Genomic DNA, 12717 nt, shown 5'->3' with positions numbered 1-12717 from the left:
TTAGCCCCGAAGCTCCGCGCCCAATTTGCCGGCCGCAGCCACCACTCTGTCGGAAATCGCTTTCAGATCTTCATCCTTGTAGCTTTTTTCGGTGGGCTGAAGTGTCACTTCAATCGCGATTGATTTTTTGCCTTCGGGCACGCCCTGGCCAGCAAACACGTCAAATATACGCGCATCGATAATGTTGGCCTTGTCCGCACCTTTGACTATTCGTTGAAGGTCACCAGCAGGCAAGTCAGCCGGTACCAAAAATGCAAAATCGCGCAATACAGATTGCAATGCTGGCGGCGCGTAGGCGGTGCGGGCGAAATTACCGCCGCCCTTTTTGCCCGGAATAGCATCGAGGAATATTTCAACCGCGACAACCGGCACACCAATATCGAACGCTTCCAGTGTTTTGGGGTGCAGCGTGCCAAAGCGCGCCAAGACGTTTTTCGGTCCAAGACGCAAAGTTGCAGACTGCCCGGGATGGAATTGCACCCCGGCTTCGCCCATGACTTGAAGCTTCTCCGCCGGTGCCCCGGCCTCCGCCAGCAGGGCCATCGCTTCTGCTTTCGCATCCAGCGCATCAAAAGGCACTGCTTTGCCTGATGCCCAGCCGCGCGGGGCTTTTTCACCCGCCAACACGACGCCCAAAGTAGGCTTCTCGTTGCTAGACCCGTCAGTATTGCGGAAATATCTGCGGCCAATTTCAAACACGCGCAACGATGTCGCGCCGCGATCGACATTGCGCTTGGCCGCCATCAACAATCCGGGGATCATCGAAGGCCGCATTGCCTTCATATCTTCGCTGATCGGATTATCGAGCGTCCACAGGGTTCCTCCATCTGCGAAATGCTCTGCTTCCGGCACCGGCAGGAAAGACCAGGTCACTGCCTCGTTCAAACCGCGACCGGCCGCTGCACGGCGCACACGCCGCTCTTGCTTCTGTTCTGCCGAAGCGGTTGGCGCAGCAACCCCATCAGCGCGCGGCAAGGCAACGCTAGCCACGTCATCAATACCGAAAATCCGGACGACTTCTTCAACCAGATCAGCCGGGCCTTCAATGTCGTGACGGCGCAGCGGGGCCGTAACTGTCCAAGGATCGGTTGCGGAATCTACTGCGAAACCAAGAGACTGCAGAATATCTTTCTGACGGCTCACATCGACAGATACACCGCCCAGCTTCTGCGTGAATGCAGGATCGAAAATGATGGTTTTCGCATCGGATGGTGCAGCACCAGCGTGAACAGCCTCCGATGCTTTACCACCCGCCAATTCAGTAATCAGCCCGGTAAGCAGAGCCAATCCATCGTCCAAGAACGCAGGATCAACGCCGCGCTCAAACCGTGTGCGGGCATCTGACGCAAGCCCTAGCTTGCGCCCCGTCTGACCAATCCTGTCAGGGTTGAAATAGGCAATTTCGAGCAACACGTCGGTTGTTTCATCACTGCAACCGGAATGCTCACCGCCCATAATCCCAGCGACATCGTGCACGCCTTGGTCATCGGCAATCACAGTCATATCGCCAGTCAGTGTGTAGGTTTTCTCATTCAGCGCCACGACCTGCTCGCCATCCTTGGCGCGGCGGGCGACCACGGCGCCGGTAAGTTTCGCCAAATCATAGGCATGCGCGGGGCGGCCAAACGCTAACATCAGATAGTTGGTCAAATCGACGAGCAAAGAAATCGGGCGCTGGCCCGCACTTTGCAAACGTTGCGCCAGCCAGTCGGGAGACGGACCATTTTTGACGCCGGTAATGACTCGCCCGTAAAATGCAGAGCAGCCCTCTGGATCATCGGTGCGAATCTCTACCGGGCACTCGCCAGCAACATCGAATTTCGGGAATGCGATCGGTTTGAGCGTTCCCATACCCGCCGCCGCAAGGTCGCGGGCAATGCCATAGACACCCATACAGTCCGGCCGGTTTGGCGTAATCGCAACGTCAAAAACTGGGCTGGAACCATGATAGTCAGCAAAGCTGTGTCCGATGGGCGCATCATCCGGCAATTCGATAATGCCATCATGCTCGTCGCCCAGTTCCAGTTCGCGGACGGAACACATCATGCCATTGCTCTCGACACCGCGGATCGCGCTTTTGCGCAGTTCCATACCGTTTGACGGCACGACGGCGCCAGGTTGCCCAAGCACACCGATCATACCCGCGCGTGCGTTCGGTGCCCCGCAGACCACCTGCAAGGGATCCCCTGCGCCTGTATCAACGCTCAGCACTTGCAGCTTGTCTGCATCCGGATGTTTGGCAGCCGTAAGCACCTTGGCCACTGTGAAGCCGGCCAGCAGTTCTGCGGGATCTTCGATGCCTTCAACCTCAAGCCCGATACGGTTCATCGCGGCGGCAAGTTCGACAACAGTCGCTTCGGTTTCGAGATGGTCTTTAAGCCAGGTCAGAGAGAACTTCATGAGGACGCTCCTACACCGGCGGAAAGCGTGGGCTGGTCATACGGGCTGAACCCGTAATGCTGCAGCCAGCGGATATCGCCGTCAAAAAACGCCCGCAAATCATCCATTCCGTATTTCAGCATCGCAAGCCGGTCCACGCCGACCCCGAAGGCAAATCCTTGCCATTCATCCGGATCAAGCCCGGCAAATTCAATAACCCGGCGATTGACCATGCCGCTACCCAACAGCTCCATCCATGCGTGGCCCGGCGCATCGCCAGAACCGCCCAAAACCCGGCGACCTTTAACGATCGCAAACCCGACATCCACTTCGACCGAAGGTTCTGTGAACGGAAAGTAAGACGGGCGCAGGCGCAACACGATGTCATCGCGTTCAAAGAACGCTTTCAGGAATGTCTCCAATGTCCATTTTAAATGACCAAGATGGATGTCTTTATCGATTACCAGGCCTTCAACCTGATGGAACATCGGTGTGTGCGTCGCATCGCTATCGGACCGATAGACACGGCCCGGTGCGATGATCCGCAGCGGCGCGCCTTCATTCATCATGGTACGGATTTGTACTGGCGATGTATGCGTGCGCAGCAGCATGGCCCGATCATCCGCATCCCGATCAGGAAAGTAGAAGGTGTCATGCATTGCCCGTGCCGGGTGGTTTTCGTCCATATTAAGGGCGGTAAAGTTGTGCCAATCATCTTCCACTTCGGGGCCCGTTTTCACCGCAAAACCCAAATCGGCGAAAATCTCTGCCAGCTCATCCATCACTTGGCTTACGGGATGAACAGTGCCTTTCGGCGTTGCCGGAGCAGGCAAAGACAGATCGAGCGTTTCTGTGGCAAGCTTCCGGTCAAGCTCGACATCATCGATCGCTTGTTTGCGGTCCGCAATTGCATCCGCGACGGCTGCACGGGCTTGCTGGATCGCGGGCGCTTGTTCTTGCCGTTCTTCCGGCGTCATTTTGCCGAGCGTTTTCAAGAGCTGGCTGATCCAGCCTTGCTTGCCCAAGGCTTCAACGCGAAGCGCCTCCACAGCATCAGCGGTATCGGCAGCGGAAATCGCGGCCAGCGTATTTTTTTGGCGTGTATTCAAATCTGTCATGACGGGAGGCGCGCTAGCGCCTATTGCCGCGCAAAGCAAAGTAGCAATTTACGAAGTTGGAGCTTGCCCGCCTTCCGGCTGATCCAGTGTTTGCACCGCCGAGCCATGAGCGCGCATTCTTTCCCGCATAAAACCCATGATCACGGGGTGGTCCATCGCCGCATATTCTGACGGCGGCATGCCAAGAAATTTCTTACAATCACGGACGAAATGCGACTGGTCGAAATAGAGCGAATCTATCGCCCCGATCCATCCCAGCGAGGGGTCCATGACGAACTGCGCGAGGCTCCGCATAAATCTTTGCCTGCGTAGTAAGACTTTGGGTGAGAAGCCAAAGTGCTTGCGGCATAGCCGTTCTAGCGTGCGCTGATTGATGCCGCATAGCGTCGCCATTTCACACACTTGGGGCAATTCCGGCTCCAACAAGGCGGAGTGGATGGCCAGAATGCGCGGATCTTCTTTGCCGAAGCGCGGTGCGGTTTCCCGAAAGAAGTGATGAATGGCCGCCAACTGATCGGCCTCGCCCATCCCGCTTTGCAATATTTCATCCGCAAGGCCGCCAAATTGCGCAAACGCGTCTGAGGAGTAGGCATCCTGCACGCTATTGGCGAAGGTATCGGCAGGCTGCCCGACAAATGTGGCCCAACCGAGCGGCAACAGGCCAATGCCCCACATCCGACAATTTTTGATGGAAAACTGTAGCGGTAGGCTGCTCGGACCTGTCACTATGCACTGCGAGCCGGACAGTTTCTGGTCACCGATAACACAGTCGGGCCGATTGCCTGACATTATCCGAAGACCGGCCCATTCAGGATGCAGGGAATCCGTCATCGGGCAATCACTCTGAACTTCCGTTTCGACGTAGTAGAACGTCGTGAAGAACCGCTCCAAATCGGCGGGCGGTTCATAGAATGTCACTGATACTTGCGCATCTTGCGCCATACCCATCTGCCCCCATTTCTTGTCGGATTTCTACAAACCAGCAGCAAAACGCATTTGCTGTCAAGTTGCCGGTTTATCGAGCGTTTGCGCCGCCGACCCCTTGATTTGCGCCCGATCGCGCATGAAGCCGGCCAGGATCGGATGCTCCAGCACAGCATATTCGCTGGGCGTCATACCTAGGAACTTATGGCTCTCTCTCACAAAATGGGACTGGTCGTAATACAGCGCATCGAGCGTATTGCTCCAGCTCGCGTCTGGATCGAGCATAAAAGCACTGAGGGACCGCATAAAGCGCTGCCGGCGGATGAGAAGCTTTGGCGGGAAACCGAAAACGCGGCGGCACAACCGTTCCAATGTCCGTCCCCCCATCGCGCAATGATCAGCCATCGTTTGCACATCGGGCAAATCGGGTGCCATCAAACAATCGTGCACCTTTGTGATCCGCGGATCCTCTTTTCCGTGCCGCTGCGCATGAGAAAGAAAAAAGTCGGTCAGAAACGCAAGCTGCTGATCTTCGGCAAGGTCAGGGTCAAGCAACACCTCGGCCAGCGGAGCAAAGGCGCGAAAAGGAGGCTCCACCGCGCCGTCCACCAACCGGTTAGCCATTTCATTTGCCGGGGTACCGACAAAGGTGGCCCACCCCAGTGGCAGCAGGCCGATCCCCCAAAACCGGGATGATCCCATCGAGTATTCAGTAATCTGGCTCGACGGACCAGATGCAACAAATCGCGCTGAACTCAGCGTCCCGCCGTCTGGCGCATGGATCGAAGGGGCAGTGTCTGGAAAGAAGCGCAATGTGCCCCATTCAGGCTGCATAGCGTCTTCGACTATGCCATCAGCGTCGACAGTGCCGAAGCAAAAGGTCGTAAAGAACCTCTCCAATTCCGGTGGTGGTTGATGAAAACGTGCGTCGACGCGGCAAGCTGCGGTCATTCGGATGCTATCCCCATTGCATTCCTAGACTTCGCCAGTGGGTAAGCACGAATATTGCGAGAAATCCAGCGGACAAAATAAAAGGGCGACCAAATGGCCGCCCTTCATACACACCCAAAAGGTGTAGGGTGATTAGCGCATCAAGCCGGAATGGCTTTTTTCGCTTGTTCAATGATGGTTTTGAAAGCAGCGCCTTCATTCATCGCCAGATCAGCCATAACTTTTCGGTCAAGCTCGATACCGGCCAGTTTCACACCGTGCATGAACTGCGAGTATGTGAGACCTTCTGCGCGAACCGCAGCGTTGATCCGCTGGATCCACAATGCGCGGAAGTTGCGCTTCTTAACTTTCCGGTCGCGATATGCGTACTGGCCAGCCTTTTCGACTGCCTGACGTGCGACGCGAATCGTATTTTTACGGCGACCGCGATAGCCTTTGGCCTGATCGAGTAACCTTTTGTGTTTTTGGCGCGTGGTGACGCCGCGTTTAATGCGTGGCATTTTTCAAGTACTCCTAAATTTCCAAAAACCGGCTCAATCGAGACCGTAAGGGGCCCATTTCTTGATCGTCTTGACGTCATGGTCAGAGATCACGGACGTGCCGCGGTTTTGGCGGATATACTTGGCATTGTGGTGAGTCAGACGGTGACGCTTACCAGCGACGCCGTGTTTCACTTTGCCAGTTGCGGTGATTTTGAAGCGTTTCTTCACACCACTTTTGGTCTTCAGCTTGGGCATTTTTATCTCCTGAAAGGATATCGATTCGGAGACACGTTCAACCAGCCCTGGCAGCCCTAACGGCCAGACCGGAATATGAATCACGTGTCGGTGAAGCGCGCCCACTACGGGCAGAACGCCAGAATTGCAAGCCGGATTGTAAGCAGAATGATTGTCTAGCCCATCGCTTCCAGTACATCATCCAGACGTGCGGGATCGCCCAAGGCCAAAACGTTGCCATCACTCCCGGCGTCCAAAGGGTTGCCTTGCCAGTCTGACATAGTGCCCCCTGCCCCTTCCACGACGGGCACGAGCGCGGCATAATCATAAATCTGCAGTCCTGCTTCACAAACAATGTCGAGGTGCCCAGAGGCAAGCAGCCCGTAATTGTAGCAGTCGCCGCCATAGATGATGGTGCCCTGCCGTTCATTGCCGCCCACAGCAGCGGCCACTTTCATATAGGCACCCGCTTGGTCAGCATCGAAATAATGGGGGCTGCTGGTCGCCAATTTGGCCTCTGTCAGCGCGCGGCAGGTAGACGTCTTAACAGGGTTCCCGTTGAACGTAGTGCCAACTCCGATCTGCCCGACCCACCGTTCACCATTTATCGGTTGATCAATCACGCCAAGAACCGGCCAGCCGTCCTGCATCAAGGCAATGAGGGTGCCGAAAATAGGACGTCCGGCCATAAAGCTGATAGTGCCATCGATCGGGTCCAAAACCCATTGCCGGCCGGACGCTTCGTTCCGGGTGCCATATTCTTCTCCGATGATCCCATCAGCAGCGCGCTCATTCTCCAGAATAGCCCGCATTGCGGCTTCTGCGCTTTGGTCCGCTTCTGTGACCGGGGTTTTGTCTGCCTTCCGTGACTGGTCAAAATCGTTCCGAAACAACGGCCTAATCACGCTGCCAGCCACATCAGCAAGCCGGTTCGCCAGCGCGATATCCTGTTGAAGATTGGTCATACTTCGCTCATTTCCGTGCTAAAATCCCTGCGCCCTTGCCCAGACCAACGACCCGCTTGTTATAATAGTATTGTATAAATGCGACGGCGCATTAAGGAACGTTACAATTGTTCAACCGGGGGGTATCAATCAGTATTATGGGTATCGGATCACCCCCTTCAGGCAACACCGCTAACAGTCAAGAGACGGATAGCTACTCAGCTGAAACCGGGGCGACAAAAGATGGCGTTCCACTGTCACTAAACCGGCCACCGGCAGAAGACTTAACCCCCTGGATTGCCCGGGTTATGGTCGCAGTTGCCCAATCTCCTGACGGCACTGTATCAAATGGCTTACTGTGCAACGATGCTGGCTATGTCCGCACAGCAATCGGCGTTGATTGGACTGTCGAAACGGCGGATGGATCGCTCGCGATCCGTGACGAATCGTTTATCTGCGGGCAGCATTCCAAAGCTATGCCACTGCGTTTTGCGGGCGGCATCAAAGTCTCTGGTTTCATGCTGCGTCCCGGCGCCATGCGCGCTCTATTTGGGATAGATGATGGCAAGCTGATCGATCGCATCAAACCGATGGATTACGCCGGTATACCAGACGCGTCGCTGACCGGCTTATACGATCCCGAAATGACGCCCGAAGAGTGGCTTCGCGAAATCGAGAATTGGCTGCGGGAAACCATTGCCCGCAAGGGCTGCGAACAACCCGACGCTGTGTCTCAACATTTTGAAGTTGCCGCATTTGCCGATCCGAATCAGTCGATCACCGATTTCGCTGATGATCACAACGTAACTGCGCGGACGCTGCAGAGAATTATCAAGCGTGATTTCGGCCTCACACCGAAACAGATCATGCGGCGCGCCCGCACACTGGATCTTGCCGCGCGTTTGTGCGGTGTGGCTGACGAACAGGAAGAGGAAGAAATGTATCTTCGCTTCTTCGACCAATCGCATCAGATTCGTGAATTCATTGCCTTTTTTGGCATGACACCGCGGCAATTCCTGACCGACAGGCAAGGGCTGCTTACTCTAAGCCTCGAAATCCGTCAGGCACGCCGCTTAGAGCTGCTCAACCGGATTGATCCCGGCGCAATTCGGCCTTGGATGCAAGATCCGTTCACGGAACCGGGTTAAGTCGCAATCCCGCTTTTCGCGGTTAGTCAAACAGGGAGCTGACCGAACTTTCATCAGCAATGCGGCGCACTGCTTCACCGATCAACGGTGCCATAGCCAAAATCCGAATCCGGTCAGAATCCTGAGCGGAATCAGACGGCAAAATTGTATCGGTAATAACCAGCTCGGTCAGCGCAGATTCGTCAACCCGCGCTACCGCGCCGCCTGACAAGACACCGTGAGTGATATAGGCCGCAACGCTATTCGCGCCCTGGTCCAGCAAAGCTTGCGCTGCATTACACAGGGTGCCGCCTGAATCGACGATATCATCGATCAGAATGCAATGGCGCCCCTTCACGTCACCAATAATGTTCATCACTTCGGATTCGCCCGGCCGGTCACGGCGTTTGTCGACGATGGCGAGCGGCGCATTGTCCAAACGTTTTGCCAAAGCGCGTGCACGCACAACACCGCCCACATCAGGCGACACGACCATTAAATCTTGATCGCCATATCGGGCCTGAATGTCAGCCGCCATTACCGGAGCTGCATACAGATTGTCGGTCGGGATATCGAAGAAACCCTGAATCTGGCCAGCGTGAAGATCCACCGACAGAACCCGGTCCGCGCCGGCTTCCGTGATCAGATTGGCCACCAGCTTTGCCGAAATCGGTGTCCGCGGCCCGGGCTTACGGTCTTGCCGGGCATATCCGAAATACGGCACAACAGCCGTGATCCGGCGAGCTGACGCGCGTTTGAGCGCATCAATGCAGATCAGCAATTCCATGAGATTGTCATTGGCGGGAAAGCTGGTCGACTGAACGACAAACACATCTTCGCCGCGAACATTCTCGTGGATTTCTACGAATATTTCTTCATCGGCAAAACGCCGTACACTGGCATCGCACAGCGGAATTTCAAGGTAGGCGGCAACCGCCCGCGCCAGCGGAAGGTTGGAATTGGCAGCCATAATTTTCATGCGAATATCCCCAGTGCGCCCAAGAAGTGCGTAACGAATCGATTTAGGATTGGCTTAGCCGAGGAGGTGCGCTTTGCAACATGGCGCGCCCAGCCTTTCCCCAAGCGAAGACAGGGTCAGGCACTGTATCAGCGCGGCCGCACAGATCGGTTTAATCGATGCGGTGTTCACCCTTGATCCAGCGAACAGTCCCAGAACTGGCGCGCATCACCACACTTTCTGTAGTCATCACACCGCCGCGGCGACGCTTCACACCATCCAGCAGTGAACCACTGGTCACGCCAGTGGCTGCAAAAATACAGTCACCGCTGGCCAGATCTTCCAGTTTGTAGATGCGGTCCAGATCCTCGATACCCCACTTGCGGGCACGGGCTTTTTCATCGTCGTTGCGGAACACCAACCGTCCGTTGAACTGTCCGCCCACACACCGCAAAGCCGCTGCGGCCAAAACACCCTCTGGCGCACCACCCTGCCCCATATAGATATCAATAGTCGTATCCTCATCGGTGGTCGCGATGACCCCGGCAACGTCGCCGTCCGGGATCAATTGAATGCCGCAGCCGATCTCACGCAATTCGTTGATAATATCGCTGTGACGCGGACGATCGAGAACACATACTATGATATCGCTAGGCTTGACGCCTTTGGCTTCTGCAACAGCCGTCACATTCTCGGTCACGCTTTTTTCAAGACTGATAACGCCTTCTGGGTAGCCCGGGCCAACAGCCAACTTATCCATATAGGTGTCGGGCGCATTCAGGAGGCAGCCTTCTTCAGCAGCCGCCAACACGGCCAGCGCATTCGGCCCGGCTTTCGCCGTAATGGTTGTGCCTTCCAATGGATCAAGCGCGATATCAATTTTTGGGCCTTTACCGGGCGCACCGCCGACTTTCTCGCCAATGTAGAGCATCGGGGCTTCGTCGCGTTCCCCTTCACCGATGACGACAGTACCATCCATGTAAAGTTCGTCGAATGCGCCGCGCATCGCTTCTACAGCGGCGGCGTCAGCAGCCTTTTCGTCGCCGCGGCCGATCTCGCTGGAAGCTGCAATTGCAGCAGCTTCGGTAACGCGTACCATTTCCAAAACGAGAACACGATCTAGAGTTTGGCTAGGTGATACTTTGGTGTCGTTCATGACGAATTCAGTCCCTTTGGGCTGCTAAGGCTAATACAGTTCTTCGCGCTTACCCAGAGAGTGTTACTATGTCGAGAAGCGCGTCTTACGCCATCGCCCTATATTTATCGGTGCCGCTTGCGATCAATAGCCCGGCAATTGCCCAAAACGCACCGACAATTACCGCTGAGGACGCCTTGGCCCAAGCAGAAGAGGCCTATGGCCCGCCCGCACCAGAAAAAGAATGCGCGCCCCAGCAGGGTGATGAAATCGTCGTATGCGCCGAGGAAGAACAGGATCAATCACAATTTCGGGTAAAGTCCTCCTCAGAATTGGAACCCGAATCTGAAGAAGCATTGGATGACGGGACACCGCGCGCACCCGATGTGGCCGGGCCAGGGATATTTACCGGTCCGCCGACTATCGGCGGGCTTTGCATTCCAGGCCTGCAAAAATGCCCCCCGCCCCCAGCGTTGATAATTGATGTCACGGCGCTGCCTCAGGCCCCTGAAGGATCAGACGCTGATAAGATCGCCAAAGGGGAAATGCCGGGTCGTTGAACACCCGCCAGTAGTGTGATCCTATTCGCTGAGAATCCGCATGATCAGCGGCGGAGCAGTCAAGCTCTCGGAGCCCTTCAATAGCTCGACGGCTTTTGAGATATTACCTTCGGGCCCATCATGCGTAACCAGCGCTACCAACACTTCGCCGCCATCATTGGCGCGGCCCTGTTGAATAAGGCTTTCGATCGAAACATCCGCATCGCGCATTGCGGCCGTAATCTCCGCCAATACACCTGGCTTGTCTGTCACGGTGAACCGTAAATAGGCTTGGCCGGTACGATTGTCGGATACGGCCCGCGTCATCGGCACCAGCTGAGCCGTCGGAATAGAAAACGGGCTGCCGGTTTCTCCGCGCGCAATATCAATGATGTCCGCAACCACAGCACTAGCTGTAGGCCCATCGCCTGCGCCAGCGCCCTGAAAGAACAGCCTGCCGGAGAAATTGCCCTCCGCGACAACTGCATTGGTGGCACCGGTGGTATGGGCCAATGGGTGCCCTTTCGGCACAAGGCACGGTTTCACCTGTTGTAGCAATGCCGGGCTTTCTCCAGCAGTTGCTTCGACATCCGCCATGCCTATCAAGCGGATAACATACCCCAACGCATCGGCTTGCGTGATGTCAGCCGCACGGACGGAGGAAATACCCTCGCAATCGACGGCATCGAAATCGATCTGCGCGCCAAAGCTGATAGCCGCAAGGATCGACAATTTATGTGCGGCATCGACGCCTTCAATATCGAATGTCGGGTCGGCCTCAGCATAGCCCAGTTCTTGGGCATCTTTCAGCGTCGCGCCGAAATCCGCTCCACTATGCTCCATCGTAGACAGGATGTAGTTCGCTGTGCCGTTCAGGATGCCGTAAATGCGTTCAATCGAATTGGCCGCAGCCCCTTCACGCAGGCCTTTCACGATCGGAATGCCGCCTGCAACGGCGGCTTCAAACTTCAAAGCGGCGCCTTTATCTTCTGCAGCAGCTGCCAGCGCCTGGCCGTGATGGGCAATCATGGCCTTATTGGCGGTTACCAGGCTTTTGCCTGCTGCAATGGCATTGCGCGCCAATGCCAAAGCAGGTCCATCCGAACCGCCCACGAGTTCGACAACCACATCAACATCGCCGCGTGCAGCCAAGGCCGTCATGTCATCTTCCCACGCATAAGGGGACAAATCGACGCCCCGATCGCGGCCCTTATTGCGCGCGCTGACAGCCACGATTTCAATCGGCCGACCCGCCCGCGCCGTGACCAAATCAGCATTGGTGTCTAACAGTTTAATGACACCCACACCCACCGTTCCAACGCCAGCCAGGGCAATGCGGAGTGGCTTTGTGTTATCAGATTGGTTCGCAGTCATTATGTATGTGCTCCAAACGAGGCTCTGCTCTTCAGGCGAGACTTCTTAGCTGAGGGCTTCACGAACGGATGCCGGGATAGGGAGGGGTTTTCCGGTTGCCAAATCGACATGCACATTCACCAGTGCAATTTCTGCACGGAGATCGTCCTCATCCGCCGCAGTACCGTGCAATTCGATCTTGGTGGTCATGCTGCTATTGCCAAACCGCGTCGTCCAAACGCGTCCTTCGATTGTCTCAAGGGCACGGATCGGCTTTCGGAAGTTCACATCCGCATGGGCCACGTGGAACTCAATCGCCCCTTCGCCCGCCATACGGATATTGCGGTGCTGCCAATATTCAGTGACGATCAAATCTGCATATTCGAGATACCGCGCGTTAAATACGACCCCTTGGGGGTCTAGCTCAGCATAGCGGACACGGAAACGGTGGGTGAATGGTTCTGACATGCAGCGCCTTTAGACATTCTTGTCCTATCTAAGGAACCACATATTCTTGCGTTATCCCTAGCTATGCCTTTTCCATCCAGCTGAGGGAGCGGTTTATGGTCTGGC

The 12717-nt window shown here is 55.9% G+C and carries 13 protein-coding genes; 2 read left to right on the top strand and 11 right to left on the bottom strand.

Translation table 11 applies throughout. The features are described from left to right. From pheT to HKD42_RS12075, 7 genes are all read right to left on the bottom strand, one after another. Positions 1-2400, bottom strand: a complete 2400-nt coding sequence (pheT, locus tag HKD42_RS12105; protein WP_170013684.1) for a phenylalanine--tRNA ligase subunit beta — start codon at positions 2398-2400, stop codon at positions 1-3. Continuing rightward, positions 2397-3497: a phenylalanine--tRNA ligase subunit alpha gene (gene pheS / locus HKD42_RS12100; RefSeq protein WP_170013682.1), complete on the bottom strand. Its 1101-nt coding sequence runs from the start codon at positions 3495-3497 to the stop codon at positions 2397-2399. The genes pheT and pheS overlap by 4 nt, the downstream gene beginning before the upstream one ends. Positions 3498-3545: 48 nt before the next feature. Further along, a complete protein-coding gene (locus tag HKD42_RS12095) occupies positions 3546-4439 on the bottom strand; it encodes an AraC family transcriptional regulator (RefSeq protein ID WP_170013680.1) in 894 nt (297 codons plus the stop codon). 60 nt (positions 4440-4499) lie between these two features. Further along, complete coding sequence (locus tag HKD42_RS12090) at positions 4500-5372, bottom strand: helix-turn-helix domain-containing protein (RefSeq protein ID WP_170013678.1); 873 nt, start codon at positions 5370-5372, stop codon at positions 4500-4502. A gap of 140 nt (positions 5373-5512) precedes the next feature. Next, on the bottom strand, positions 5513-5872 hold the full coding sequence (rplT, locus tag HKD42_RS12085; protein ID WP_170013676.1) for a 50S ribosomal protein L20: 360 nt from the start codon (positions 5870-5872) through the stop codon (positions 5513-5515). A 33-nt stretch (positions 5873-5905) separates the two neighbouring features. After that, positions 5906-6109 (bottom strand): 50S ribosomal protein L35, encoded by a 204-nt coding sequence (gene rpmI, locus HKD42_RS12080; protein WP_170013674.1) that lies wholly within the window; start codon positions 6107-6109, stop codon positions 5906-5908. A 155-nt stretch (positions 6110-6264) separates the two neighbouring features. Further along, entirely contained in the window at positions 6265-7053 is a 789-nt protein-coding gene (locus HKD42_RS12075) for an inositol monophosphatase family protein (protein ID WP_170013672.1), read from the bottom strand. 137 nt (positions 7054-7190) lie between these two features. Here HKD42_RS12075 and HKD42_RS12070 point away from each other — a divergent pair, with 137 nt between their 5' ends. Further along, complete coding sequence (locus HKD42_RS12070) at positions 7191-8180, top strand: helix-turn-helix domain-containing protein (protein WP_170013670.1); 990 nt, start codon at positions 7191-7193, stop codon at positions 8178-8180. 22 nt (positions 8181-8202) lie between these two features. On the opposite strand, the gene HKD42_RS12065 is transcribed toward HKD42_RS12070, so the two are convergent. Both HKD42_RS12065 and glpX read right to left on the bottom strand, forming a co-directional pair. Next, positions 8203-9138, bottom strand: coding sequence for a ribose-phosphate pyrophosphokinase (locus HKD42_RS12065; protein WP_170013668.1), 936 nt, complete (start codon positions 9136-9138; stop codon positions 8203-8205). Positions 9139-9289: 151 nt separating this feature from the next. Beyond that, entirely contained in the window at positions 9290-10273 is a 984-nt protein-coding gene (gene glpX / locus HKD42_RS12060) for a class II fructose-bisphosphatase (RefSeq protein ID WP_170013666.1), read from the bottom strand. A 68-nt stretch (positions 10274-10341) separates the two neighbouring features. On the opposite strand from glpX, the gene HKD42_RS12055 reads away from it, so the two are divergent. Continuing rightward, a complete protein-coding gene (locus HKD42_RS12055; RefSeq protein WP_246237018.1) occupies positions 10342-10812 on the top strand; it encodes a hypothetical protein in 471 nt (156 codons plus the stop codon). 21 nt (positions 10813-10833) lie between these two features. Here HKD42_RS12055 and HKD42_RS12050 read toward each other — a convergent pair whose 3' ends face one another. After that, positions 10834-12165 carry a homoserine dehydrogenase gene (locus tag HKD42_RS12050; protein ID WP_170013665.1) on the bottom strand — a complete coding sequence of 444 codons (1332 nt, stop codon included), beginning with the start codon at positions 12163-12165 and terminating at the stop codon, positions 10834-10836. Positions 12166-12210: 45 nt separating this feature from the next. Continuing rightward, positions 12211-12612, bottom strand: coding sequence for an acyl-CoA thioesterase (locus tag HKD42_RS12045; RefSeq protein WP_170013663.1), 402 nt, complete (start codon positions 12610-12612; stop codon positions 12211-12213). Positions 12613-12717: the final 105 nt, after the last annotated feature.

This window comes from Pontixanthobacter rizhaonensis (genome assembly GCF_012972675.1).
Classification (GTDB): Bacteria; Pseudomonadota; Alphaproteobacteria; order Sphingomonadales; family Sphingomonadaceae; genus Pontixanthobacter; species Pontixanthobacter rizhaonensis.
The sequence above is the reverse complement of the archived record's forward strand: the minus strand, read 5'-3'. Positions and strand labels throughout refer to the sequence as shown.